Raw genomic sequence first — 26124 nt, forward strand, 5'->3', positions numbered from 1 at the left:
CCCCGGTTCACCGCTCGCACCTCAGACACGTCGTGCCGCCATCGATCCTGCGGGGCGCCCCTCGCGGACGACCCGGCTCCTCGTCCGCCTCGGCCGCTGCCGTTCGTAACCGCGGAACGCCAGCCGGCAGATCAGCAGCGCCACGGCGAACACCGGCAGCCAGGCCAGCCTCGCGAGTACCCAGCCGGGCCCGTCGGGCAGGGTGTGCAGGCCCGGCAGCATCCTGCCCGCCGACAGGCCGGTGGCGGTGACCGCGATCATCGCGGTCTGGTGCCACAGGAACACCGTCATCGCCGAGAGGTTCACCGTCGCCACCACCGCCCACAGGACGGGGCGGCGCAGCACCCGGCGCAGCGGGCCGAGCAGCAGCAGCGCCGCTCCGCACTGCGCGAGGCCGAAGGTGACCACGGCGAGGGTCGGCGGGTCGAGGTTGGAGATCTCCACACCGGGCACTCCGACCATGCTCGCGGGGTAGCCGCCCCACCGGACCAGTGCGGCGGTGGCCGCGGCTCCGCCGAGCAGCAGCGTCCAGCCGGTGCGGCGGCCGAGCAGCTCGCCCCGGGCCCAGGCCGCGCCCAGGCAGTACGGGACGAGCCAGCCGGCCGCCACGTTGACCGAGGCGAGTCCGCCGGGCGCATCCAGGCCGAAGCGGTAGAGGTCGACGACCAGTACGACGGCGAACGGCCACAGTGGATGGAGCCTCGCCACCAGCGGGGTCGCCGCCGTCAGCGCCGCGAAGACCACGATGAACCAGAGCGGGGACCACACCAGCTTGCACAGTGCGCGCACCGTGTCCTGGTCCACCCCGGCGAAGAGCATCGCGCACGCCGCCACGGACCAGACGACCGGCACCACGGCCATCGGGCGCAGCAGCCGGCCCATCCGCGCCCGGAGCCACCGGCCGTAGCTCTCACCCCGGGCGCGGACGGCGGCATGGCTTCTCGCGCCGACCAGTCCGCCGACCAGGAAGAAGACCGCGAGGGTCTGGAACATCCAGGAGACCGGGGTGAGTTCCGGCAGGTACCGGAGCGGGCTCGCGCCGTGCACGGTCCCGCTGTCGACGACCAGCGCGGTCACCAGCCAGTGGCCGAGGACCACGCCGAGGATGGCGATGGCGCGCAGTGCGTCGACGGCACGGTCGCGGTCGGCGGGGGTGGCGGATTCGATCCGCCGGGCGAAGTCACGCATGGTGCTCTCCCGGGGCCTTGGCGGATCCGGCCGCGCCGGCCACGATCCGGGCGATGTTCCTCAGCGGTTCGGAGCCGGTCTTCAGGTAGTCGCTGTGGCCGCCGGAGCCCGCCGCGAAGATCTCGGCTCCGAAACCGGGCGAGACCGGATCCGTTCCGAACCCGATGTCCACGAAGGGCAGTCGGAGCTCGACGTGCGGTACGTCCGCGATCCAGTCGTCGCGGCCCCGGCCGGCCCAGACGGTGGCCGTGGTGTGCAGGGCGGAGGCGTTGCGGTAGCCGGTGCCCGGGCTGCCGTACAGCACGATGCCGGCGACCCGTAATCCGTGCGCGGCGTGTGCGCAGAGGACGGACCCGTAGGAGTGGCACAGGACGGTGGTGCGGGCCTCAGGCTTGATCCGCCTCAACTCCTCCATGAATCGCACCAGTCCGGGAGCCGCCTCGGTGGCGCGCCCCGGGGTGAGGGCGGCCGGGCCGACCGTCGTCGGCGTCCGGTATCCGAGCCAGGCGATCACCGCCGACCGCTCCCCCAGCTCCTTGCGCAGGGCGAGAGCGCCGTTGCGCAGGCGCCAGTAGTGGTCGATGCCGATGCCTGCGCCGGGGACGAGTACGGCGATCCGTTCCGCGTGGGAGAGATCGCCGACGACCTCGACGCCGCGGCCGCCGTCCCGGCCGTCGAAGGAGAGGAAACTGCGAGCCGGGCCGGCCATCGTGTGCAGCGCGGCGGCCCGCTTGTGGTCGCCGTGACGGGCCGCCGCACGCTCGGCCGCGCCGATGTCGGCCCGCGTCGCGGCGTACCGCTCGGCGAGTGCCTCGGGCGTGGCGGTACGCAGCGGTGCCCGGACGGCCGGAGCCGGCGCGGGTACGGCCCCGGGGCCCGCCGCGCCCGCGAGCGGCACGGCCACCGAGGCGGCCACCAGCGCGGCGAGCAGGCCGCGGCGCAGGCGGGATCTGCGCGGATGGGACGGCATGGCGGGGTTGTTCCTTTCCGTACCTGACGGCTTCGGTGGTTCGGGTACAGAAGGTATGGACGGGGTCCCGTAGTCGGCGTCCCACCGGGGTGCGAACCTTTTTCGTAGCTCTCAAGGACTACGGGTATGACACGCGGCAGGTGAGCGGCCGCCTTGCTCCCACCGGGCGTCGGGTGTGCCGTTGGTACAGTCGCAGCCCGGATCGTCGTACCAGGAAGAGGCCAGCGGACCATGGCGGTGGACGCCCTCGACACCCGTATTCTCCGGTTGCTCATCGAGCAGCCGCGTACCAGCGTCCGTGAGTACGCGCGCATCCTCTCCGTCGCCCGGGGAACCCTCCAGGCCCGGATCGACCGGCTGGAGCGGGACGGTGTGATCACCGGGACCGGGCCGGTGCTGTCCCCCGCAGCGCTGGGCCACCCGGTGCTGGCCTTCGCCCATCTGGAGGTCACCCAGGGGCATCTCGACGAGGTCGGCGAGGCGCTCGCCGAGGTGCCGGAGATCGTCGAGGCGTTCTCGACCACGGGCGGCGGGGATCTGCTGGCCCGGGTGGTGGCCCGTGACAACGGACACCTGGAGGATGTGATCCAGCAACTGATCCAGTTGCCCGGAGTGGTCAGGACACGCACCGAGGTGGCACTGCGGGAACGGGTGCCGCACCGGCTGCTGCCACTGGTCGAATCGGTGGGCCGTACGGCAGCGGGCGGCCGGAAGTGACCTACGGCTTGGCATGCTTGGCGCCATGAGTTCCCCACATCTCCCCGCACCATCCGTCGTCCTCGATCTCGACGCCACGCTGGTGGACAGCGAGCCCAACTACTACGAGGCGGCGCGCCGCCTGCTGGCGGAGCACGGCGTGCCCGGCTTCACCTGGGCCGAACACCTCGGGTTCATCGGCATCGGCGTCCACGAGACGCTGGCGGCGCTGCGCGACAGGTACGGGATCGCGGCGCCCGTCGGTGAGCTGGTGGCGGGCCAGGACGCCCTGTATCTGGAGCTGGCCAGGACATCGACCGAGGTCTTCCCCGAGATGCGGAAGTTCGTGGAGCGGCTGCACCAGGAGGGCGTCGCCATGGCGGTGGCCTCGGGTTCGTCGCGGGCGGCGATCGAGGCGGTGCTGGCGGGCACCGGGCTCGACGCGTGCCTGACCACGTACGTCTCCGCCGAGGAGGTGGCGCACGGCAAGCCGGAACCGGATGTGTTCCTGGAGGCGGCCCGGCGTCTGGGGGCGGCGCCCGCCCACTGTGTGGTGCTGGAGGACTCCGCCCCGGGCGCGGCGGCGGCGCACGCGGCGGGCATGCGCTGCATCGCGATTCCCTATGTGCCCGCGACGGCCGGCGATCCGGCGTTCCGGACGGCCGGACTCGTCTTTCCGGGTGGGCAGGGCGAATTCACCGCGCAGGCCGCGTACGCCTGGCTGTTCCCGGAGCCGGGATGCCGGCCCGCGCCCGCCCGGCGAGATCCGTCCTCCTGATCCTTCCGGTGGCGGCCGTCGGCAAGGCCTCGACCGGCTCGGACCCGGGGGCCCGGTACGCGATCGGCGGCCATCCGCCGGAGCCCGGAGCCACGAGGTCCGACGGCCCGATATCCTGATCTTGCCGCGCGCCCCCCACCTCGCCCCGATCCCGGTCGGGTCGCCGCCCGTGGCAGCAGAAGCGGCCCACAATTCGAGATTGGTGCACAGGTGCTGGTAGCTGGTCGGTACCGGTTGATTTCCCCCATCGGCCGCGGCGGCATGGGTGAGGTGTGGCGTGCCGCGGACGAAGTGCTCGGCAGAGCGGTCGCCGTGAAGCTGCTGCTCGGCGACCACGCGGACGAGTCGGCCACCGCCCGGTTCCGGCTGGAGGCGCAGACCGCGGCCCGCCTGAGCCACCCTCATCTGGTGGCGGTGTTCGACTTCGGGGCCTGGGAGGACCGCTTCTATCTCGTGATGGAGCTGGTCGAAGGCAGGAGTCTGGGCGCTCTCCTCGCGGCCGAGGAGCGGCTCGGCGCCGAACAGGTCGCCCGGATCGCCGGGCAGGCGGCCGCGGGGCTCGCCGCCGCCCACCGCCAGGGCGTCGTGCACCGCGACATCAAGCCCGGGAACCTGATGCTGGACGCCGAGGGGTCCGTCAAGATCGGCGACTTCGGGATCGCCCAGTTCGTCGACGACCCTTCCGCCGCGCTGACCACCACCGGGCAGATCGTCGGCACCAGCCTCTATCTCGCCCCGGAGCGTGCTCTGGGCCGTACCGCCGGTGCCGCCTCCGACATGTACTCCCTCGGCTGCGTCATATACCAACTCCTGTTGGGAGACCCGCCGTTCCGCTCGGACACGGCGACCGCCACGCTCTATCAACATGTCGACACAGCTCCCGTGCCGCTCAGACAGCGGGGGGTGGACCTGTCCCCGGCCTTCGACTCCTATCTGCTGGGGCTGCTCGCGAAGCAGCCCGAAGACCGGCCCGGCGCCCAGCAGGTCGCCGAGTGGTTCCAGAGCGATGCCTGGCGCGGGCAGCCGGAGCCCCTGCCGCTGTACGCCCCGGCGCCGCCGCCGGCGAACGGTGTGCCGCGCGCTCCCGCACCCGCCCCGGCGAGGACGGGCATGCCGCGCACCCCGGCGGGCGCACCCGCGTACGGCGCCGCGCCGGCGCCCGGCTCCGCCGAGCAGGGCGCGGGCACGACGACGTACCGGCTGCCGCAGTCCGGTGGCCGCAGACGTCGTGCGGCGGACCGGTCCGCACCCGCCCGGCGGCGTACCGGCGCCCGGGAGGCGATCCGGCGCCGGCCCAGGGTGGCGAGCGCCATCGCCGGTACGGCCGCCTTCATCGCCGCCGTGTACCTGGGGATGACCCTGTTCTCGCCGGACTCCGGCCCTTCCGGCACCCCGGACTCCGGCCCGACCGCGTCCACCGGGCCACAGTCGACCGCCCCCTCCTCCGCACCGGAGCAGCCGGAACAGCCGGCCCAGCAGGCGCAGGACGAGGAGGGCGACGAGGAGGACTGACCCGTCAGCCGGCCGACGGCCGTCCGGCGGCCGGGCCCTGGCCCAGCAGGGACAGTTCCTCCGGCGTGAGCCGGAGCGCTCCGGCGGCCACATTGGCCTCCAGATGGGCCGGATTCCCGGTGCCCGGGATGGCCAGCACATGGGGGCCCTGATGCAGTGTCCACGCCAGCCGGACCTGGACGGGCGAGACTCCGTGGGCGCGGGCCACCGCGAGGATCTCCGGCCGTTCCGACCCGACGGCTCCCGCCTCGCGCCCCTCCCCCGCGATGGCGAAGAAGGGCACGAAGGCGATTCCCTCCTCTTCGCAGATCCGGAGCATCTCCGCCGAGCCGGGAAGGGCCGAGTCGACCGCGAACCGGTTCTGCACACAGACGACGGGGGCGATCGCCCGCGCCTCGGCGAGCTGTGCCGGCCGGACGTTGGAGAGGCCGAGGTGACGGATGAGCCCCTTCTCGCGCAGCTCGGCGAGCACGCCGAAGTGCTCGGCGATCGGGGCGGACCCCTGGGTGCGCAGGTTCACCACGTCCAGGTGGTCACGGCCCAGCTGACGGAGATTCTCCTCGACCTGCCCCCGCAGCTGTTCGGGCCGGGACCAGGGCTGCCAGTCACCGGACGCGTCACGCCTGGGGCCGACCTTGGTGGCGATGACCAGGCCGTCGGGGTAGGGCCCCAGCGCCCGGTTGATCAGCTCGTTCGCGGAGCGCAGCGACGAGAAGTAGAAGGCCGCCGTGTCGATGTGGTCGACGCCGAGCTCCACCGCGCGGCGCAGCACGGCGATGGCCCGGTCGCGGTCGCTCGGGGCCGCTCCGTCGTCGAACACCGCACCCTGCTGCGTCAGGCGCATGGCGCCGAATCCGATGCGGTTGACGGTGAGGTCGCCGAGCCGCCAGGTGCCCGCCGCCGCTGCCGCAAGGGTCTGCGTGGTCATGATCCGAGCCTTTCCGTCCGTATCGTGCAGCGGGCTCCGTCGCGGCGGGCGAGCTCCGCCCACGAGGCAGACTTGCAATCAATCTTCTCTACTGGTACGTTGGTTGTGAGATCTGTTTTATCATCAGCTCTTGCCATCCTTGCAGGGTAACGGCAGCGGTCCGCCCCGCACAACCCCGTGCCGGCCCGCGATCCGTGTGTCAAGCAACCGTCAGGACCCTCCGCCCCGGCGTCAGCACTTCGTCAACGGCACCGACGGGACCGGTGGTCGCACATAGCGTCACTGCCATGCGACGCCACATCACCCGCAGCACCCCCGGCCACCACACCGGCCCGCGCCCGCCCTCCCCCGGCACGGCCACCCACGATCAGGGCTGGACCACCGAACTGCGGTTCGCGGTCCACTGCTCCGTGGTGCTGCTCGGGCTGCTGCTGGCCGTCGACACGGCGGCCGGCCGTCTCGGCTGGCCGCGCGTCCTGCTGTGGACCGGGCTGGCCGCCCTGTTGTGCGCGGTCCTGGTACCACCACGGGTCCGCGCGGGTACCGGATGGCTGTCCTCCCGGGGCCTGCTGCGCGAGCGGACCGTGCGCACCGACCGGCTCGTCTCGGTGCGCTGGTCGGACGGCGTGGCCCAGCGCATGGTGCTCCGCGACGCCGACGGCCGCCGGGTCGAGGTCGACCCGGCGGTGTTCCTCGCGAACCCGGCACTGTGGCACCGACTGGACGAGGACGCCCGCGGCTGCGTGGAGCGCGGGACGCTGCGGTGCGGAGTGACCGCACTGCGGCAGCTGGCCGACCGCATCGACCGCAGGCACGCGCGCACGGTGTTCACGATCTCCGGGCTGGATTGACGGCCCCCACGCTCCCGACGTTGTGCGATCCCACCACCGCGCCTTGACCAAACTTGCCAAGTCCCCTCACAGCGACCGCACTTCGTTGACGAGTCCATGGCGACGTGTGAGTGTTCGGTCGCTCGATCACGGACACCGGGGGCGCGGGCGGCCGACGACGGCCGGGGCAAGTGCGTCAGGGTACGCGGCTGCCCGTGATCGAGGCCCCCCAATCAAGGAGCCTCGATGAAATACAGACCGATGACGGCCGGGACGACCCTGGCCGTCCTCGCCGGAATGCTGGTTTTCACCGGCGGGCAGTCGGCATCCGCCGAACCCTCCCCGCCCGCCCCGAGCGCGCTCTCGGCCGCCGTTTCGGCGGCCGACCGGGCCGCCGCCAGTGGTCTCGACACCCTGGCGAAGGGGCCCGAGGAGCGGTACGAGCGACAGATGGTGACCCCTTGGGTCAAGGGGATGTACTCCGTCGCGTACCAGCGCACCTACCGCGGCCTGCCGGTCGTCGGCGGGGACGCGGTCGTGGTGGCCGACTCCGAGGGCCGGGTCCGCGGCACCCAGTCCGCGGTGTCCCGGCGGATCAACGTCCCGACCACGCCGAGCGTTTCCGCCCGGGCGGCCGAGACCACCGCCCGCAAGAAGCTGCGCACGGTACAGCGGGTGGAATCGCACCGGCTCGTCGTCCGCGCCACGGACAAGTCCTCCCGGCTGGCGTGGGAGACGGTGCTGACCGGGCGTACCGCCAAGGCACCCAGCCGGCTGCACGTCTTCGTCGACGCGGGCACCGGCAAGGTGCTCGACAGCTACGACGACGTCAAGGCGGGCACCGGCAACAGCCAGTGGAACGGCCCGTCACCGCTGGCCATCGACACCACCGCCTCGGGCAGCAGCTACTCGCTGCGCGACCCGAACCGGCCCGGTCTGAGCTGCGCCGACTACAGCACGGGCAGTGTCTTCACCAAGTCCAGCGACTCCTGGGGCACCGGCAACGCCTCCAGCAAGGAGACCGGCTGCGTCGATGTCATGTGGGCGGCGCAGCACGAGTGGAACATGCTCAAGGACTGGCTCGGCCGCAACGGGCACAACGGCAACGGCGGCAGCTGGCCGGTCAAGGTCGGACTGAACGACGTCAACGCCTACTGGGACGGCTCCTCGGTCTCCATCGGCCACAACAACGCCAATCAGTGGATCGGCGCGATGGACGTGGTGGGCCACGAGTTCGGCCACGGCATCGACCAGTACACGCCCGGCGGCGCCAACAACGAGTCCGGTCTCGGTGAGGCCACCGGCGACATCATGGGCGCCCTGACCGAGGCGTACACCAATGAGCCGGCCCCGTACGACGACCCCGACTACACCGTCGGCGAGAAGATCAACCTGGTCGGCAACGGGCCGATCCGGATCATGTACAACCCGGGGCAGATCGGCGACCCGAACTGCTACAGCTCCTCGATACCCAACACCGAGGAGCACGCGGCGGCCGGTCCGCTCAACCACTGGTTCTATCTGCTGGCCGAGGGCTCGAACCCCGGCGGCGGCAAGCCCACCAGCCCCACCTGCAACAGCTCCTCGGTCACCGGTGTCGGCATCCAGAGCGCGGGCAAGGTCTTCTACGGCGGAATGCTGCTGAAGACGAGCGGGATGACGTACAAGCGCTACCGCACGGCCACGCTGACCGCGGCGAAGAACCTCGACCCGGGCTGTACGCTCTTCGACCGGGCCAAGGCCGCCTGGGACGCCGTCAGCGTCCCCGCGCAGAGCGGCGACCCGACCTGCACGCCCAGCGGCACCAACGACTTCACGATGTCCCTGGACCCGGCGTCGGGCTCCGTGAAGCCGGGCAGTTCGGTGACGGCCACGGTGCGGACGACGGTCAGCTCCGGGAGCGCGCAGACCGTCGCCCTGACGGCGAGCGGTCTGCCGAGCGGTGTCACTGCGGCCTTCAGCCCCTCGTCGGTGCAGGCCGGAGCCTCCTCGGCGATGACCGTGTCGGCGTCCGCGAGCGCCGCGCCCGGCTCGTACACCTTCACGGTGAAGGGTGACGGCACCCAGAGCCACACCGCGCAGTACACCCTGACCGTCGACAACGGGGGCGGCAATCCCGGCGGCGGCGCACCGGACATCAGCGTCGCCAATGTGCAGGCGCACCTGACGCAGCTGAACACCATCGCCACCCAGAACGGCGGCAACCGCCGGGCCGGCAGCGCCGGTTACACGGCCTCCGTCGCCTATGTGAAGAGCAAGCTGCAGGCCGCCGGCTACACCGTCAGCGAGCAGACCTGCACCAGCTGCACCTACCGGGGCAACAACCTGATCGCCGACTGGCCGGGCGGCCCGTCGGACCAGACGATCATGTTCGGTGCCCATCTGGACGGCGTGGCGGCCGGTCCCGGCATCAATGACAACGGTTCCGGTTCGGCGACCCTGCTGGAGAACGCCCTCACGCTGGCCCAGCGCAACCCGACCATGACCAAGCATGTCCGCTTCGCCTGGTGGAACGGCGAGGAGCAGGGCCTGCAGGGGTCCGAGTACTACGTCGGCCAGCTCGGCTCGGCCGAGCGCAGTGCCATCAAGGCGTACTACAACTTCGACATGGTGGCCTCGACCAACGGCGGCTACTTCATCAACAACGTCAACTCGGCCGCCTCGGCGCCGATGAAGGAGTACTGGGACTCGCTGAACCTCGCTCCGGAGGAGAACGTGGAGGGCCAGGGCCGGTCCGACGACTACTCCTTCCAGCAGGGCGGCATCCCCACCTCCGGCTACGCGACGGGCGCCAGCGACACCAAGACGTCGGCGCAGGCCGCCAAGTGGGGCGGCACGGCAGGCCGTTCCTACGACTCCTGCTACCACTCGTCCTGCGACACCACGGCCAACATCAACGCGACCGCGCTCGACCGCAGCGCCGACGGCGTCGCGTACACCATCTGGAAGACCTCGGTCGGCACCACCGCACCGGCCGACGACTTCTCCGTCTCGGTGAAGCCGGTCTCGGGCAACGTCCAGCCGGGCGGCTCGGTCACCGCGAGTGTGTCCACCGCGACGACCGCCGGCTCCGCGCAGACCGTGAAGCTGACGGCGTCCGGCGCGCCGAGCGGGGTCACCGTCTCGTTCGCCCCGGCGTCCGTGCAGTCGGGTTCCTCCTCGACGATGACCGTCAGCGCCGGGGCCCAGGCCGCGGCGGGCACGTACACCATCACGGTGACCGGGACCGGCACGGCCACCCACTCCACCACGTACTCGCTCGTCGTCGGTGGCGGCGGCACCTGCCAGGCCCGTCAGGCCGTCGTCAACGGCGGCTTCGAGAACGGTGTGACCCCGTGGACCCAGACGGACGGTGTGATCAACAACCGGACGTCGGAGAAGCCGGCCCACTCGGGCTCGTACACGGCCTGGCTCGGTGGCTGGGGATCCACCCACTCGGACACGGTCTCGCAGTCGCTGACGGTTCCGTCGGGCTGCTCGTCGTACAAGCTCTCGTTCTATCTGCGCACCGACACGGACGAGTCGGCGGGCGACCCGACCGCGTACGACACATTCACCGTGAAGCTGGGCACCAAGACGCTCGCGACGTACTCCAACACGGACGCCACGAGTGCCTATGTCCAGAAGACCTTCGACGTCGGCGAGTTCGCCGGCCAGACGGTCACGCTCGGATTCACCAGCAGTGAGGACGCCTATCTGCAGACCAGCTTCGTCGTCGACGACGTGACGCTGAACGCCGGCTGATTCTCCGCACGTGCGTGATCCGGGGCGGGACGTGTGCACACACGTCCCGCCTCCGGCATCTCAGCGGATGACAGCGGCCAGCCTGCGGGTGAACTCGTCGGTCTCCGGCCGGTTGTCGTGCCGGGCCGCCAACCGGCTGTGCAGGCCCCGCAGTTCCTGCCCGAGCAGGGTCGACGCGGTCACCTCGGTGGTGTCCAGGACCGGCCCGGCGATGGCGATCGCCGCCTGTGGGTCCTGGGCGCAGGCATGGGCGTCCGCCATCCGTACCAGGAACAGCGTCCGTGCCGAGTGCATCCCGGGAGGGAGCATCCCCAGGGCGGTGCGGGCCGCCCCGACCGCGCGCAGCGCCAGCCGGCGGTCCCCGGTCGCCGCTGCGAGGTCCCGCAGCGCCCCGGCGGCACCGGACTCCACCCGCAGGCGCACGGAGGCGACGGACAGCCAGGGCGCCTCCGTCTCGTCCTGCTCGCCGACCCGGTCCAGCTGCGACCAGGCACGGTCGATGTGGCCCAGGGTCTGCCGCGCGTCGCCCCGGACGGCGTGTCCGCGCGCCAGGTACAGATCGCTCATCGCGCCGGCCCAGTACCGGCCGGCGGCGGCCTGCCGGATCGCGCCCCCGTAGGCGAGGGCGGACGGGCCGTCGCCCTCCAGCCGGGCCAGCGTGCTCATGTCGCTGAGCGCGGCCACCTCCGTTCCGACGTGGCCGGCCAGCCCGGCCCAGAGCAGCGAGCGGTCGAGCCAGGCCATCGCCGTCGCGTTGCGGCCCCACAGCAGTCGCAGGCAGCCGGCGGACTGCGCGTACTCGGCTGCCAGCGGGGCGAGTTGGCGTTGGTAGGGCGCCGCGGGCAGGGCCATCCAGCGGAGCATCGCGTGCAGGGTGCGCTCGACCACGACGGTCGCTCCGGGCCAGGCACGCTCCTCGTCGGCCCGCAGGCAGACGGCGAGCAGCGCCGTCAGGGCGTGCACCGTGTCGATGTCCAGCGGCGGGCACGACACGGTGGCCGGGCCGAGGGAGCAGAAGTCCGTGTGCAGGGCGACGACATCGGCGAGTACCGGGACGGTGCAGCCGTCCCTGCCGTGCACCGGGCACACCAGCCCGTAGCTGGGCAGACGGCCGGGCAGGACGGTGTCCGGCGGCAGCATCGCGAGCAGATCGCCCCCGGCGGGCTCGCCGGGCAGCGGGGCCTGCTGCGCGGGGCGTGCGCCCGCGCTCTCCTCGCCCGGACCGCCCTCGCCCGCGGCCTCCGCCTGCTCACAGGCGGCGAGGAGGGCGCCGCCCGCCGACATCAGGTCGTCCAGCCTGCGGGCCAGCGGCAGCGGTGTCCGGCGGGTGCCGTGTTCCAGTTTGCTGATGGCGGTGTGGTCGTATCCGACGCGGGCACCCACCTGGACCTGGGTGAGCCCGGCGCGCCGGCGCCACTGACGCAACCGGGTGCCGAAGGCTCGCCATGCCTCCGCGGTGCGGGCCTCCGGCGCGGGCCCCATGCCCTCGGTCACCCGGAACTCGGTCACCCGGAACTCCGCGGGGCCCCGCCGGGGGCTCCGCCCGTGCCGCGCTCATGGCTCATGGCCGGGAGGATAGCGAGCCCGTGTGCGCGCTGTCCCCTGTGCGACGGCAAGATGGCGCCTTCCCGTTCCCTCCCGTTCCACTGCTCCACCGGGTCTGCCGACGATCCGTCATGTCCCGTCGACCGCACCCGAGATGGGGCGTTCCTGCCCTGTGCGCCTCCGTGTCCCGGATGATTCCCCCGGGAGCCGCATGAACGGGTCGTCCGCCGGGCATATGACGGATGACCGACAGGGGGTGGTGGCAGTGGGCCGCATCAGGATCGTCCGACGACCGCAGCTGCCGTCCCGGCCGCCGCCCCTCGACCTGAGGACCCCGTCCGGCCGCCCGCTGCCGTACTGAGCGCGGGCCCGTCCGCCATCCGGGGCTCAGGATCTCCCGCCCCGCTCCCCGGAGCGCCCGGGTCCCCCTTCTGCGTGATGATGGGGCAGGAAGTCGTCGCGGCGGGCGGCAGCAGCCGAAGGCCCCGCGTCGGCCGATGACGCGGAAGGGACTGCCGCCATGCACGCATCCCGGACGAGGAGACCGGCCGCCGTGCCGGCGCTCGCGCTCGCGCTGTTCATCGGGGCGGTGGCCGGCTGCGGGGGCACGGCCTCCTCGCCCGGCAGCGCCGTGCCGCCCACGTCCGCCGCAGCACGCGCCCACGTGCTCGCCGTGAAGGTCGACAACGTCGGCCCGGCCCGCCCGCAGACCGGGCTCGACAAGGCGGACATCGTCTATGTGGAGCAGGTCGAGGCCGGTCTCAGCCGCATACTCGCCGCCTATTCGTCCCGGCTGCCGTCGGTGGTCGGCCCGGTGCGCAGCGCCCGGGAGTCGGACCTGGAGCTGCTCCGTCAGTTCGACCGGCCGACGCTCGCCTTCTCCGGGGCCCAGTCCAAGCTTCTCCCGGCCATCGCGGCGGCCCCGCTGGACCCCTTGTCCCCCGCGACGGACCCCGACGCCTTCTTCCGCGGCAACGACCACGCGGCCCCGCACAACCTCTACCTGCGCCCCGCCAGGGCCTCGCACACCGCCACCGGGGTGAACGCGGCCGAGGACATCGGACTGCGTTTCGCCGGAGCCGTGCCGGGCGGCAGATCCGTCGCCACCCGTACGGTCCGCTACCCGGCGGCGAGCTTCGCGTTCACCTGGTCCGCCGGACGGGGCCGGTGGCTCGTGTCCATGGACGGCGCCCCGGCCCTCACGGCCGGGGGAGCCCGGCTCGGCGCGGCCGATGTGGTGGTGCAGTACGTGACGGTGCGCCCCTCGCGGTTCCAGGACCGGTGGGGCAGCACTTCCCCGTACACCGAGACCGTGGGCTCCGGCTCCGCCCTGGTGCTGCGTGACGGCAAGGAGTACGACGTCCGCTGGTCGCGGCCCACGGCCGGCTCCACGACCTCGTTCACCACCCGGGACGGCGGGCGGATGACCTTCGCTCCGGGCCAGGTCTGGGTCGTCCTCGCCCAGAAGTGAGGCGGCCCGCGGGCCGGGCCGCCCCGTCGGCGGGGTACCGGAGTTACGGGAAACCTCAGGGTGACCGGTGCGGAGAACAGCATCCGGTCCGGCGGCAATCCCCGTACCGGTGCCGGTCGCCGGTTCCTAGCGTTTCCGGTGGGGCGCGGCGGACTTCCCGTGCCTCATCACAACGGCCGGGAGTCGGTTCATGGATTTCGTCGTTCTGGGTCTCCCCCAGGAACCCGCGGGCGGTGTGGCGGGCTGGGCAGCCGGCCTCGTCGACAGCATGGGGGGTCCGGGAGCGGGCCTCGCCATCGCCCTGGAGAATCTCTTTCCTCCGCTGCCCAGCGAGGTGATTCTCCCGCTGACCGGATTCGCGGCGGGGCAGGGTGTCATCGGTCTGGCCTCCGCGCTCTTCTGGACCACGCTCGGTTCGGTGGTGGGCGCGGTGGTTCTGTACTGGATCGGCGTGCTCTTCGGCCGCGACCGCATGCATGCGATCTGGGCGCGGCTTCCGCTGGTGAGGGCTTCCGATCTGGAGCGTACGGAGCAGTGGTTCGCCCGGCACGGCACCAAGGCCGTCCTCCTCGGCCGCATGGTGCCGGTCTTCCGCAGTCTCATCTCCGTGCCCGCGGGCGTGGAACGCATGTCGCTGCCGCTCTTCGTGGCACTGACCGCCGCGGGCAGCCTGGTGTGGAACTCCGTACTGGTGATGGCCGGTTACTGGCTCGGGGACCGGTGGGATCTGGTGGAGTCCTATGTCGGAGTGCTGTCCAAGGCGGTTGTCGTCCTGGTCCTGGTGGCGTTCGCCGGGTACGTGGCGATGCGGTTGCGGCCCCGTGGCCGGGCACAGCACCGCCGGGTCCCGTGAGCTCCGGGGACCCCGCTCCGGCGGTCTTCTCCGCCCGGCCGGAACGATCTTGCCGTGGTCATGCCGCGCGGCTAGGGTCGGCAGGCGTGGAGGGGGACTTCTCGGACGGTACGACCGGTCGTGTTCCGGCGCCGACCGGCCCGTGGCGCGGGGAGGCGGGGGACGCCGTGGCACACCCGTGTCCATGGCCCCGGAGAGCCGCGGGCGCGCTGCTCGGCTGCTTCACCGCCCTGGCCGGGCTGCTGTACTTCACCGTACCGGGCCTGCCGGCGCTGCCGTTCGCGCTGTGGCCGCGTACCCGGCCGCGCGCCCTGGCCCTGCTGAGCGCCGGGGCGCGCCGGCTCACCGGTGTGGAACGGGTCCGGCGCAGTGTCTTCCACGGTGACGTGTTCCCCGCGCACCACGCCTGCGACCGGGACGTCCTGCGCTATCTGGCCGCCCGCACCGGCGCGGGGATCCTGTTCGCCGGGGTGGTCGCACTGCTGGGGTACGGGGCCGTGCTGGCCGTACTCCTGGCCGCGGGGATGGCCCACGACCCCGCCGACTGGCTGCGTCTGCTGCCCCAGGCGGCACTCGGTGGTCTCCTGCTCTTCCTGGACCTCCAGGGGCTCTTCTCGCTGAACGCACTCGACACCCGGCTGGCACGCGATCATTTCGGGCCCTCGGAGCGGGAGTTGCTGGAGCGGCGGATCGCCGAACTGGCCGACAGCCGGGCCGGAGTCCTCCGGGCGGTCGACGCGGAACGCAGGCGCATCGAACGCGACCTCCACGACGGTGTGCAGCAACGACTGGTGGCGCTGGCCATGCTGCTGGGCCGGGCCCGCCGCAACCGGACGCCCGAGCAGGCCGAGGCACTGCTCCGGCAGGCCCACCAGGCCTCCCGGGAGGTCCTCACCGAACTGCGCGAGGTGGCCTGGCGCGTCTACCCGTCGGCCCTGGACGATCTGGGACTCGAAGAGGCTCTCGGCGGGGTGGCCCAACGCTGCGGCATACCCCTGCACATGGAGTTCGCGCTGCCGCTGCCACTGCCCCGCCCGGTGGAGACCGCCGCCTACTTCGTGGTCTGCGAGGCCGTGACCAACGCGGCCAAGCACTCCGGGGCCACCCTCATCCGGGTGGCCGTCGGGGGAGGCGGGGGCCGGGTGTCCGTGTCCGTGCGGGACAACGGCAGCGGTGGCGCGGACCCGTCGGGCGGCGGGCTGTCCGGGCTGCGCAGCCGGGTCGACGCGCTGGACGGCCGGCTGCACATCGACAGCCCCTGCGGGGGCCCCACCACGATCACCGCGGAGTTGCCGTGCGCGTAATGCTCGCCGAGGACTCGACCCTGCTCAGAGAGGGCCTGGCCCTGCTGCTCGCGGAGGAGGGGCACGAGGTCCTCGCCTCGGTGGGGGACGGCACCGCCCTCGTCCGGGCGGTCGAGGCGGACCCGCCGGACCTCGTCGTCGTCGACATCCGGATGCCTCCCACCCACACCGACGAGGGGCTGCGGGCCGCGCTGGAGATCCGTGAGCGCTGGCCGCTGGTCGGTGTGCTGGTGCTCTCCCAGCACGTGGAGCGCAACTACGCGGTCCGGCTGCTGTCGCAGAGCGCCGAGCGGGTCGGCTATCTGCTCAAGGACCGGGTTGCGCAGGTCGACGAGTTCCTGGAATCGCTGGAGCGGATCCACGCGGGCGGGGCGTCCATCGACGCGGAGGTCGTCAGGCAGTTGGTGGTCCGGACCACGCACGTCGACCCGTTGGCCGGGCTGACTCCCCGGGAGCGCAGTGTCCTGCAGGAGCTGGCGCAGGGCCGCAGCAACGCGGCCATCGCCCAGCAGCTGCACATCTCGCTCAGTTCGGTCGAGAAGAACCTCAACTCGGTGTTCGAGAAGCTCGGTCTGCCGCGCGCCACCGGATACAGCAGACGGGTGCTCGCGGTCCTGCGCTATCTGGAGTCGTGACCGGGACTCCCCCGGCCGTCGCGGGCGCGCTCAGCTCCGCCGGGCGGCGGCGTACCGGCTCAGGAAGAGGGCCTCGACATGGGCCATGTGCTGGATCTCGGTGGGGTCGACGCTCTCGTTGGGGGCGTGGATGAGGCACTGCGGTTCCTCCACGCCCATCAGGACGATCTCGGCCCGGGGGTACGCGCCGGTGAAGACGTTGCACAGCGGGATGGAGCCGCCCTGGCCGAGGGCGGCCATCGGCTTTCCGTAGACGTCCGCCATGGCGCGGCCCAGGGTCGCGTAGGCGGGTCCGTCGGTGGCGGCCCGGAACGGCGCCCCGGTCCCCTCCGGTTCGACCGAGACGTGTGCGCCCCAGGGTGCGGCCTTCTCCAGATGGGCGGTCAGGGCCACCAGCGCGGCGTCCGCGTCCGTTCCCGGCGGGACGCGCAGGCTCACCCGGGCCCGTGCGGTGCCCTGGATCGCGGCGGAGGAGCCGACGACCGGCGGGCAGTCGATGCCGAGGACGGTGACGGCGGGGCGGGCCCAGAGCCGGTCGGAGACCGTGCCGGAACCGGTGAGCGACACCCCGTCCAGCACATCGGCGTCGCGCCGGAACTGCTCCTCGTCGTAGGGCGCCCCGGACCAGGTGCCGGAGGCGTCGAGGCCGTCGATGCGTGTTCCGCCGTCCTCGTCGCGCAGGGTGGACAGGAGCTGGACGAGCGCGGCCAGGGCGTCCGGGGCCGGCCCGCCGAACATCCCGGAGTGCACCTCTCCCCGGAGCGTGGACACGGTCACCACCAGGCCGGCCAGGCCCCGCAGGGAGGTGGTCACGGTCGGCTGTCCCACGGCGGCGTTGCCCGTGTCGCAGATCAGCAGGGCGTCGGCCAGGAACTGCTCGCGGTGCTGCTGGACGTACGCCTCCATTCCGCCGGTGCCCTGTTCCTCCGATCCCTCGGCGACGAAGCGCAGTCCGACGGGCAGGTCGTCACCGAGGGCCCGCAGTGCGGTGAGGTGCATGACGATGTTGCCCTTGCAGTCCGCGGTGCCGCGTCCGTACCAGCGGCCGTCCCGCTCGGTGAGCGTGAAGGGCGGCGAGGTCCAGGCGGCGTCGTCGAGCGGCGGCTGGACGTCGTAGTGGCAGTAGAGCAGCACGGTCGGCGCCCCGGGCGGCGGCGGGCGGTGGCCGAGCACCGCGGCGCTGCCGTCGGGCGTCTCGGCGAGGTGCACGTCGTGGAGGCCCGCCTCGGTGAAGGCGTCGGCCACCCACTGGGCCGCCCTCCGGCATTCCTCGGGCGGGTACTGGCGGGGGTCGGCGACGGAGGGGATCGAGACCAGTTCGGTGAGATCCGCCTTGGCCCGGGGCATCAGGGCGGCGATCCGGTGGGCCAGTTCGTGCTCGCTCATGGTTGTCTCCCGGTCGTCGGGTCCGGACCGGGCGGTCCGGTTCTCGTGGTCCTTCGGGCGTCGTCCTGCGGGGGTCCGGGCTCAGCGCCGGACCGTGCTGTCGGTCCTGAGCCGGTCCACGGTCCTGTCGAACGCTTCGGCCTGGTCCGGGCAGTAGACCTGGAGGACGATGCGCTCGGCTCCGACCGCCCTGGTGTCGGCGATGACGGGCCGCTGGCCGGGCCCGCCCGCGCCGTTGGACAGCTGGATCTTCCACAGGGCGGTCCTGAGCGCGTCGTCGGGGGAATCGCACACGATGCCGCCGTCGGTGCCGAGCAGTCGCTGGACGGTGCCGGTGTCGGGTGCCGGGTATCCGGCCTCCACCAGCTGGTCGCTGAGCTCGGTGGCCTTTCCGTGGGACTCGTTGGTGGCCCTGACGCTCGTGTACTGGACGATGCCGATGACGACGAGGGCGAGCAGCAGCACGATCGCACCGAGGTGGATCCAGCGGTGCTCCGAGGCCATGCGCGTCGGGCTCATGCGTCACCGCCCGCTGCCGCCCCGGCCTCGGGCTCCGCGGCCGGAACGCGCCAATCGGGCCTGCGGAGCCGGAGGAAGAGGTACGGCACGAGCAGACCGAGGACGACGAGCCCGCCGCCGACCAGTGCGATGTACGACCAGACGCTGCCGCCGCCGAACTGCGAGGACGGGACGAAGCCGATGGCCAGGGCGGCGAGCGAGGCGAGCAGTCCGAGGACGCACAGGGGGACGAGGGCGGGTGCGCGGTAGCCGCGCGGGTGGTCGGGCCGGGTCCTGCGGAGCCGGATCGCGGCTGCGAACATCAGCAGGTAGACGATGAGATACACCTGCGTGGTGATCACGGAGAAGATCCAGTAGGCGCTGGAGACATTGGGGATCAGCGCGTACATGAGGGCGATGGCGGTGGTCACGACCCCCTGGGTGACGAGAATGTTCTGCTGGATGCCGTGCTTGTTGAGCCTCTGCAGGAACGGTGGCAGATAGCCCTCCTCCCGGGAGATCAGCAGCAGACCCTTGGAGGGCCCGGCCAGCCAGGTGAGCATCCCGCCGAGCGCCGCCGCGACGAGGGCGACGGCCACGACCGGGGTGAGCCAGCCGACGTGGAAGTGCGAGAAGAACGCGTCGAACGCCTGCATCACACCTGCGGTGAGGCTCAGTTGGTCGGCCGGGACGACCCAGCTGATGGCCAGCGCCGGAAGGATGAAGATCAGCAGGACCAGTCCCATGGCGAGGAACATCGACCGCGGGTACTCCCTGGCCGGGTTCTTCAGCGACGAGACGTGGACGGCGTTCATCTCCATGCCGGAGTAGCTGAGGAAGTTGTTGACGATCAGGACGAGGCTGGCGAGCCCCGTCCACTGCGGAAGCAGATGACCGCCCGTCATCGGAGCGGCGGAGCCGTTGCCCTGGCCCAGGAAGACGAGCCCGAGGACCACGAGGACGGTGCCCGGCACCAGCGTCCCGATGATCAGGCCCCAGGACGAGAGGCCCGCGACGGCCTTCGTGCCCCGGGCGGAGACCCACACCCCGGTCCAGTACAGGACCATGATCACGATCGCGGTGTACAGACCGCTGCCGGCGAGTCTCGGATCGATGACATAGGCGATGGTGCCGGCGACGTACGCGAGCAGGCTCGGGTAGTAGAAGATCGTCATCGCGAACTGGCACCACACGGCGAGGAATCCGAGCGGCTTCGACAGCCCCTCGCTCACCCATCGGTAGACACCGCCGTTCCACCCCGACGCCAGCTCGGCGGAGACCAGCGCCGTCGGCATCAGGAACACGATCGCCGGGACGAGGTAGAGAAAGACGCAGGCCAGTCCGTACACGGCCATCGTCGGGGCGGAGCGCAGGCTGGCCACCGAGGCGGTGGTCATCAGCGCCAGGGTCACCCAGGTCATCGCCGGCGCCGCGGCCCTGCCGGACTGCGGCTGCGGTGCGGGGATCTCCGACTCGGCTTCCGAGGGGACGTCCATGGTGCTCATACGGCACTCCTTGCGGCGGCAGAACGGTACTGGCGGGAAGGGGCGACGGAACTCGTGCGGCACGCGGGCGGCCGGGCACCGCGGGGCCCGGGCGTACGGCGGCCCGGCGGGGCCGGGTGACGCGGCGTCGGCCGGTGCGGCTCCACCGGCGTGCCCTCGGGAAGGCCGGGATCGCGTAAGGGCCTTCGACTCGCCGTACGACACTCCATCAGACCGTCCCTTTCACCCGAGCAGCTGGCCAGCAAGGGTAAATTGTCACGGTTTCAGCATGTTCGCATCTTGGGCTTCCACCCGGAAGGGGCCGGATTTCCGGACCCGCTCCCGCGTCGGCCGCCCTTGATCGATGATGAAGCGGATGGCTGCCGTCCCCGGTACGGCACCGGTTCCAGGAAGGGGTTCCATATGCGGGAAACGACGCCGGACCGGTCTTTGTCGGACGTCTCGTCCGGCCGCGGCCCGGACGAGGAGGCCCAGGTGGTCGTGGTGGGGGCGGGGCCCGCGGGATCGGCCACGGCCTTTCACCTCGCCAGGGCGGGTGTCGATGTCCTGCTGCTGGAGAAGTCCCGCTTCCCCCGGGAGAAGGTGTGCGGGGACGGCCTGACTCCGCGTGCGGTGCACCAGCTCATCAGGATGGGCGTCGACATCAAGGCTCCGGGGTGGACCCGTTCGCGCGGCATGCGCTGGGTGGCCGGGGACCATCAGGTGCACATCGACTGGCCCGCTCTCGGCCGCTATCCGGACTTCGGCCTCTCACGCAGCCGGCACGATTTCGACGACATCCTCGCGCGGCACGCCGTCGCCGCCGGAGCGCGGCTGCGCAGTGGCGTGAAGGTGACCGAGCCCCTGACCGACCGGGCCGGCCGCATCACCGGTGTCACCGCCACGACCGCGGAGAAGGAACCCCTGGCCTTCCACGCGCCGATCGTGATCGCCGCGGACGGCGCCTCCGCCCGCCTCGCCCTCGCCATGGGTCTCCAGCGGGACAGGAACAGGCAGATCGCGACGGCCGCCCGCCGGTACTACCGCAGCCCCGAGCGCTCCCGGGAGGAGTATCTGGAGCTGTGGGCCGACCTCCGGTTCCCCGGCAGCGACCGGTTCCTGCCCGGCTACGGCTGGATCTTCCCCATGGGTGACGGCCGCGTCAACGTCGGCCTCGGTGCGCTGCCGCACCGGCGGCACGGAAAGGCCGACCTGCGCGCCACCCTGGACGAGTGGCTGGCCCGTACCCCCGAGGCCTGGGGCCTGCGCGAGGAGAACGCCGAGGGCCCGGTCCGCAGCGCGGCCCTTCCGCTCGGCTTCAACCGCCATCCGCTCTACACCCGCGGACTCCTGCTCGTAGGGGACTCCGGAGGCATGATCAGTCCCTGGAACGGCGAGGGCATCGGCCAGGCCATGGAGGCCGGCGAGGTCGCCGCCGAGACCGCCACGCTGGCCCTCGCCCTTCCCCCGGGGCCCCGGCGCGAGCAGGTGCTGCGCGGCTACCCCGTCGAGATGAACCGCCGCTGGGGGCGCTACTACCGCCTCGGCAACACGGCCGCCGACCTCGTCTTCAGCCGGTCCGGCTTCCAGCCCGTCCTCAACCGTTACGTCATGGGGTCGCCGTTTCTGCTGAACACCCTGGCCCGGCTGCTCACCAACCTCACGGACAAGCCCTCGCACGACCTGATCGACCATCTGCTCAACGGCGTCGTGCGTCTCGTACCGGAGCCGAAGGCGCGGCGCAGGCGCTGAGACGGCGCGTGCGGACGGCGCACCGGGAAGGTCCCGTCGGCACTCCCCGGTGCGCCGGCATCGTCATCCCCCGAGCGTGCGGCCGGGGCCGGGTGCTCGCGAAGACGCCCTACGGCCGACGCCGGGGCTTGCCCCGCTTGGGAGCGCCGGAGCCGCCCCGCGCGCCCTTGCCGGCCGATTTGCCGGTCGGCTTGCCGCCTGCCCGCCCGGTCGCCCTGCCCGCCGCGGGCTTTCGCCGCGCACCGTCCGATTCGGTCCGCCTGCCCTTGGGCTGCGCCGGGGGCTTGGGGCGGCCCCTCGTACTGTTGACGGTCCGTCCGCGGACGATCCCGATGAACTCCTCCACCAGATCGGTGGTCTCGTCCTCCGGCCAGGACAGCGCGACCCGCGACTCGGGGGCGTCCGGCACCGGCCGGTACGTGAGGTCCTTGCGGTGGTGGAGACGGGCGAGCGACTGCGGTACGACGAGCAGCCCCACCCCCGCCGCCACCAGCTCGACGGCGTCCGCCGTGGTGGCGGGACGCTCCACGGCCGGCCGGCCCGGACGCTGCTCCCAGTCGAGAGTCTCGTCGAGGGGGTGCAGCACGATGTCATCGGCCAGGTCGGCCACGGAGACCTCGTCGACCGTCGCCATGACATGGTCCTTCGGGACCACGACCACGGTCGTCTCGGTGTAGAGGGGAATGGCGCTGAGCGCCGTCCGGTCGATCGGCAACCGCACCAGTCCGGCGTCGGCGTCGCGCCCCCGCAGCGCATCGGGCGCCTCGGCGGCCGACACCCCCACGAGGGTCAGCGGGATGTCGGGCAGCCGCTCGTTCCAGATCCGCACCCACTTTCCGGGTGTCACCCCCGGGACGTACGCGAGCCGGAACGAAGGGGTTTCTTCCGAGCTTGTCACTCCGCCAGGTTACCGGCCCTGGTCAGAGGTAGCGCACATGCTCGATACCCTTGTCCTCATGACGTCGCACAAGACCGCCCAGACAATGAAGCCCGCGACCGCGGCGAAGAAGCTGGGTGTGTACCTCGAGGCCACCCCCGCCGAATTCCGGGAGGGTGTCGTCTCGCGCTCCGAGCTCAACGCACTGCAGACCGATCCGCCCGAGTGGCTGCAGGAGCTGCGACGCAACGGCCCGCACCCCCGGCCGGTGGTCGCCGCGAAGCTGGGTGTCTCGATCTCGGGCCTCGCCCGTGGCGGAGTCACCGAGGCCCTCACGACGGAGCAGATCGACGCCCTGAAGCAGGAAGCCCCCGAGTGGCTCCGGCAGGAACGCGCCACCCAGGCGGAGGTCCGCAAGGAAGCGGTGCGCATCAAGGAGAAGAACGCGGCGCGCGACGACCGCCAGGCCTGATCCGCACACGAAGGCCCTAGCGTCCGTCCGGCCCCGATCCGCCGGACAGGTCCTGGCCGTCGACGGCGGCGCCCAGCATCCGGGCGTGCAGGGCGCGGACCTCGTCGGCGAGCGCCGGGTCGGGGCCTGCCACCGGTACGCCCGGGGCGACGGCGTTGACGGGGAGGGCCGCGACCGGCCCCGCGTCCAAGCCCCAACTCCTGCGCCATGCCACGAGTTGCTCGCTGCTCGACGCGTACACGATGCGGCCCAGGCCGACCCAGGCGTGGGCCGCACTGCACATCGGGCAGTGCTCCCCGGAGGTGTACACGACGCTCGCACTCCGCTCCCGCGGGGACATGTTCGCGGCCGCCCAGCGCGCGATCTCGAACTCCGGGTGGCGGGTCGCATCGCCGCCCTTGACCCTGTTGCGGTCCTCGAACCGGACCGTGCCGTGCTCGTCCACGAGGAGCGAGCCGAACGGCGCGTCACCGGCCGTGAGCGCCTCGCGTGCAAGGCCGACGCAACGACGGAGGAATTCACGGTCTTCCACCGTGACCGCATGTGACTCGTTCACCATATTCCCGTCACTCTCTGTGTCCATTTTTCCAGACTGACAGCCTCGCCATGTCCGGTATACCATTCGCCTCACGATGGGCGGCACGCTGCGGCCCACCCTCGCATGCCGACCGGCCGCGACGGCCGGTCCGCCGACGGCGACACGGAGGCACGAGCCAGTGACGAACGCTCCGGCGGACAGCACCGTGCGGCAGACGGTCTGGAGCGCACCGGGCATGCCCGCACTGCTGCTCCTGACGGCCACGGGATTCTCGGGGTTCGCGGCACTGCTGCCCACCGCGCCGCTCTGGGCGGTGCGCGGCGGGGCCGACGCAGCCGGCGCCGGTTCGGTCAACGCGGTCCTGATGCTCTGCACCGTGCTCGCCCAGACCCTGGTCCCGACGGCGATCCGCCGCCTCGGCTGGCGGACCACCCTGGTCTGCGGGGTGATCCTGCTCGGCGCCCCCGCGCTGCCTCATCTGCTCACGACGGACCTCGGCGCGGTGCTCGCGCTCTCCGCGGTGCGCGGACTCGGGTTCGGGGTGCTCACGGTCTGCGGCGCCACCGCCGTCGCCGAGCTCGTCGAGCCGGCGCGGCGCGGGAAGGCGGTCGGGGCGTACGGCCTGGCGATCGCGGGGCCCCAGTTCATCCTGGTCTCGACGGCGCCCTGGGTCGCGGAGAACCTCGGGTTCGGGTGCGTGTTCGCGGTCGGCGCGCTGCCGCTGCTCGGTGTACTGCCCGCGCTGCGGCTCGCCCGCCGGCTGGGCGGACATCCGGCCGGGGCCGTCGAGGACCCGCCGCACCGGGACGCCGTGACCGGCGGGCGCGCCGGGCACCTTCCGCTGCTCCCGCCGATGCTGCTCCTGCTGGGGGTCACGACGGCCGGGGGCGCCCTGATCACCTTCGCCCCGCAGATGAGCAGCGATCCCACCGCGACGCTGGCCGGGCTGCTGCTCCTGACGGGCACGGCGGCCGTCTCGCGCTGGCGGTTCGGGTCGCTGGCCGACCGGTACGGCACCCGGCCGTTCCGCTGGCCGCTGGTGCTCGTCACGGTGCTCGGGCTCGCCCTGACCGCCTGGGCGGTGACCTCGCCGGAGGCGACGGGCATGGTTCCGCTGCTGGCCGGAACGGCGCTGGTCGGCGTGAGTTACGGCGGGCTCCAGAACCTGACCCTGGTGGACGCCTTCGCCGCCGTCGACCACCGTTCCAGCGGTGTCGCGAGCGCCGTGTGGAACATCGGCTTCGATGCCGGAACGGGACTGGGAGCGCTTCTCGTCGGCTTCCTGGCGACGGGGACCTCGTTCTCCACGGCGCTCCTGGCCGCGGCGGCGCTCTCCCTCGCCACGCTGCCGCTCGCCTTCGCACGCCGGCGCGCCGCCGGTCCCGCCATCTGACCGACCCACGCATTGACGTTTGGTATACCATTCATTCATGGCTCATGTGACACTGACGAACGTCCGCCCCTGGGGTGCGGCGCCCGTGGACATCGTGATGTCCGGCGCCGAGATCCTCTCCGTCGCGCCCGCCGAAACGGCGCCCGGTGACGGCGATCACCTCGACGGCGGCGGTCTCCTCGCCCTGCCCGGCTTCATCAACGCGCACGCCCATCTCGACAAGAGCTGGTGGGGGCAGCCATGGGTCTCCTACGGGGGCGAGGCCACGACACAGGGACGCATCTCCCACGAACGCGCGGAGCGTGACGGACTCGGCATCCCGAGCCCCTCCTCGGCCACCGCCGTGCTGGGCGAGTTCCTCCGGCACGGCACCACGGCGGTCCGCAGCCACGTGGATGTCGACCTCGGTGTCGGTCTGCGCGGGATCGATGTCGTCCGCGAGGCGGTCGCCTCGTTCGGCGGTGCGGTCGAGGTGGAGATCGTCGCGTTTCCGCAGGACGGCGTCATGCGTCGCCCCGGTGTGCTGGAACTCCTCGATCAGGCGGCCGCGGCGGGCGCGACCGCCATCGGCGGGCTCGACCCGGCCTCGATCGACCGCGACCCCGTGGCACAGCTCGACGGCCTCTTCGGCATCGCGGAGCGGCGCGGCGTCGGGCTCGACATCCATCTGCACGACGGCGGGGATCTCGGCGCCTTCCAGATCGAGCTCATCATCGACCGCACGCTGCGCACGGGCCTGAACGGCAAGGTGACGGTCTCGCACGGCTTCGCCCTGGGCGAGTTGCCGGCGAACCGGCAGCAGAGCCTGATCGAGGCCTGCGAGGAGGCCGGCGTCTCCTGGGCGACCGTGGCCCCGGTCCGTACCGCACCGCTGCCCTGGCGCGGGATGCGGGACCACGGCGTTCCGATCGGCCTCGGCACGGACGGGATCCGGGACCTGTGGTCGCCCTACGGTGACGGCGACCTCCTGCGCGTCGCGCTCAACTTCGCCCGGCTCCACGGTCTGCGTACCGATGAGGAGCTCGCCTACGCGGTGGAGCTGGCCTCCACACGCGCGGCGGGCTTCGTGCACCGCGAGGTCCACGACATCGTGGCGGGCGCGCGGGCGGACATCGTGCTGGTGGACGCCGAGAACGTCCAGGACGCCCTGGTCCGCTCGCCGCGCCGGCACCTGGTGGTCGCGGGGGGACGTGTGGTGGTCCAGGACGGTGAGCTCCGGGTCTGATGCCCGGTCCGTGACGGACGCGGCCGCGGCGGAGATGCTCCGCCG

22 protein-coding genes are annotated in these 26124 nt (G+C 72.3%); 13 read left to right on the forward strand and 9 right to left on the reverse strand.

What is annotated here, in order from left to right; genetic code table 11:
- Positions 1–21: 21 nt before the first annotated feature.
- Positions 22–1188 (reverse strand): acyltransferase, encoded by a 1167-nt coding sequence (locus AB0D53_RS33235; protein WP_362452936.1) that lies wholly within the window; start codon positions 1186–1188, stop codon positions 22–24.
- On the reverse strand, positions 1181–2158 hold the full coding sequence (locus AB0D53_RS33240) for an alpha/beta hydrolase (RefSeq protein WP_362452937.1): 978 nt from the start codon (positions 2156–2158) through the stop codon (positions 1181–1183). Before AB0D53_RS33240 ends, AB0D53_RS33235 begins: the two co-directional genes overlap by 8 nt.
- 231 nt (positions 2159–2389) lie before the next feature.
- On the opposite strand from AB0D53_RS33240, the gene AB0D53_RS33245 reads away from it, so the two are divergent.
- The 3 genes from AB0D53_RS33245 (at position 2390) to AB0D53_RS33255 (ending at position 5144) form a co-directional block, all read left to right on the forward strand.
- Positions 2390–2875, forward strand: coding sequence for an Lrp/AsnC family transcriptional regulator (locus AB0D53_RS33245; protein ID WP_362452939.1), 486 nt, complete (start codon positions 2390–2392; stop codon positions 2873–2875).
- 25 nt (positions 2876–2900) lie between these two features.
- Positions 2901–3632, forward strand: a complete 732-nt coding sequence (locus AB0D53_RS33250) for an HAD family phosphatase (RefSeq protein ID WP_362452940.1) — start codon at positions 2901–2903, stop codon at positions 3630–3632.
- A gap of 261 nt (positions 3633–3893) precedes the next feature.
- Positions 3894–5144: a serine/threonine-protein kinase gene (locus AB0D53_RS33255; RefSeq protein ID WP_362453009.1), complete on the forward strand. Its 1251-nt coding sequence runs from the start codon at positions 3894–3896 to the stop codon at positions 5142–5144.
- A gap of 4 nt (positions 5145–5148) precedes the next feature.
- On the opposite strand, the gene AB0D53_RS33260 is transcribed toward AB0D53_RS33255, so the two are convergent.
- Positions 5149–6072 (reverse strand): aldo/keto reductase, encoded by a 924-nt coding sequence (locus AB0D53_RS33260; RefSeq protein WP_362452941.1) that lies wholly within the window; start codon positions 6070–6072, stop codon positions 5149–5151.
- Between the two features lie 287 nt (positions 6073–6359).
- Between AB0D53_RS33260 and AB0D53_RS33265 the strand changes: the two genes are divergently transcribed.
- Positions 6360–6923, forward strand: coding sequence for a hypothetical protein (locus tag AB0D53_RS33265; protein WP_362452942.1), 564 nt, complete (start codon positions 6360–6362; stop codon positions 6921–6923).
- A gap of 240 nt (positions 6924–7163) precedes the next feature.
- Positions 7164–10646 (forward strand): M28 family peptidase, encoded by a 3483-nt coding sequence (locus tag AB0D53_RS33270; protein ID WP_362453010.1) that lies wholly within the window; start codon positions 7164–7166, stop codon positions 10644–10646.
- A 60-nt stretch (positions 10647–10706) separates the two neighbouring features.
- Here AB0D53_RS33270 and AB0D53_RS33275 read toward each other — a convergent pair whose 3' ends face one another.
- On the reverse strand, positions 10707–12155 hold the full coding sequence (locus tag AB0D53_RS33275) for a helix-turn-helix transcriptional regulator (RefSeq protein WP_362452943.1): 1449 nt from the start codon (positions 12153–12155) through the stop codon (positions 10707–10709).
- 589 nt (positions 12156–12744) lie between these two features.
- Between AB0D53_RS33275 and AB0D53_RS33280 the strand changes: the two genes are divergently transcribed.
- The 4 genes from AB0D53_RS33280 (at position 12745) to AB0D53_RS33295 (ending at position 16454) form a co-directional block, all read left to right on the forward strand.
- Positions 12745–13662, forward strand: a complete 918-nt coding sequence (locus tag AB0D53_RS33280) for a DUF3048 domain-containing protein (protein WP_362452944.1) — start codon at positions 12745–12747, stop codon at positions 13660–13662.
- Positions 13663–13852: 190 nt separating this feature from the next.
- Complete coding sequence (locus AB0D53_RS33285; RefSeq protein ID WP_362452945.1) at positions 13853–14515, forward strand: DedA family protein; 663 nt, start codon at positions 13853–13855, stop codon at positions 14513–14515.
- Positions 14516–14682: 167 nt separating this feature from the next.
- The gene (locus tag AB0D53_RS33290) at positions 14683–15819 is read left to right on the forward strand and encodes a histidine kinase (RefSeq protein ID WP_362452946.1); all 1137 of its coding nucleotides are present in this window, start codon (positions 14683–14685) and stop codon (positions 15817–15819) included.
- Positions 15819–16454: a response regulator transcription factor gene (locus AB0D53_RS33295; RefSeq protein ID WP_329820836.1), complete on the forward strand. Its 636-nt coding sequence runs from the start codon at positions 15819–15821 to the stop codon at positions 16452–16454. Before AB0D53_RS33290 ends, AB0D53_RS33295 begins: the two co-directional genes overlap by 1 nt.
- Positions 16455–16484: 30 nt before the next feature.
- Here the strand turns inward: AB0D53_RS33295 and AB0D53_RS33300 are convergent, their stop codons facing one another.
- The 3 genes from AB0D53_RS33300 to AB0D53_RS33310 all read right to left on the reverse strand — a co-directional run bounded on the left by AB0D53_RS33300 (position 16485) and on the right by AB0D53_RS33310 (position 19843).
- Entirely contained in the window at positions 16485–17840 is a 1356-nt protein-coding gene (locus AB0D53_RS33300; RefSeq protein WP_362452947.1) for a dipeptidase, read from the reverse strand.
- 81 nt (positions 17841–17921) lie between these two features.
- A complete protein-coding gene (locus AB0D53_RS33305) occupies positions 17922–18359 on the reverse strand; it encodes a hypothetical protein (protein WP_362452948.1) in 438 nt (145 codons plus the stop codon).
- Positions 18356–19843 carry an APC family permease gene (locus AB0D53_RS33310; protein WP_362452949.1) on the reverse strand — a complete coding sequence of 496 codons (1488 nt, stop codon included), beginning with the start codon at positions 19841–19843 and terminating at the stop codon, positions 18356–18358. Before AB0D53_RS33310 ends, AB0D53_RS33305 begins: the two co-directional genes overlap by 4 nt.
- Positions 19844–20245: 402 nt before the next feature.
- Here AB0D53_RS33310 and AB0D53_RS33315 point away from each other — a divergent pair, with 402 nt between their 5' ends.
- Positions 20246–21574 (forward strand): geranylgeranyl reductase family protein, encoded by a 1329-nt coding sequence (locus AB0D53_RS33315; RefSeq protein ID WP_362452950.1) that lies wholly within the window; start codon positions 20246–20248, stop codon positions 21572–21574.
- Positions 21575–21683: 109 nt separating this feature from the next.
- Here the strand turns inward: AB0D53_RS33315 and AB0D53_RS33320 are convergent, their stop codons facing one another.
- Positions 21684–22472 carry a LysR family substrate-binding domain-containing protein gene (locus AB0D53_RS33320; RefSeq protein ID WP_362452952.1) on the reverse strand — a complete coding sequence of 263 codons (789 nt, stop codon included), beginning with the start codon at positions 22470–22472 and terminating at the stop codon, positions 21684–21686.
- A gap of 58 nt (positions 22473–22530) precedes the next feature.
- On the opposite strand from AB0D53_RS33320, the gene AB0D53_RS33325 reads away from it, so the two are divergent.
- Positions 22531–22923, forward strand: a complete 393-nt coding sequence (locus tag AB0D53_RS33325) for a DUF5997 family protein (RefSeq protein WP_362452953.1) — start codon at positions 22531–22533, stop codon at positions 22921–22923.
- Positions 22924–22939: 16 nt separating this feature from the next.
- Here the strand turns inward: AB0D53_RS33325 and AB0D53_RS33330 are convergent, their stop codons facing one another.
- Positions 22940–23482 carry a nucleoside deaminase gene (locus AB0D53_RS33330; RefSeq protein ID WP_362452955.1) on the reverse strand — a complete coding sequence of 181 codons (543 nt, stop codon included), beginning with the start codon at positions 23480–23482 and terminating at the stop codon, positions 22940–22942.
- 157 nt (positions 23483–23639) lie between these two features.
- Between AB0D53_RS33330 and AB0D53_RS33335 the strand changes: the two genes are divergently transcribed.
- Together AB0D53_RS33335 and AB0D53_RS33340 are read left to right on the forward strand one after the other, a co-directional pair.
- The gene (locus AB0D53_RS33335) at positions 23640–24854 is read left to right on the forward strand and encodes an MFS transporter (protein ID WP_362452957.1); all 1215 of its coding nucleotides are present in this window, start codon (positions 23640–23642) and stop codon (positions 24852–24854) included.
- Between the two features lie 37 nt (positions 24855–24891).
- On the forward strand, positions 24892–26079 hold the full coding sequence (locus tag AB0D53_RS33340) for an amidohydrolase (protein ID WP_362452958.1): 1188 nt from the start codon (positions 24892–24894) through the stop codon (positions 26077–26079).
- Positions 26080–26124: the final 45 nt, after the last annotated feature.

The sequence above is a fragment of the Streptomyces sp. NPDC048295 genome (assembly GCF_040652135.1).
Classification (GTDB): Bacteria; Actinomycetota; Actinomycetes; order Streptomycetales; family Streptomycetaceae; genus Streptomyces.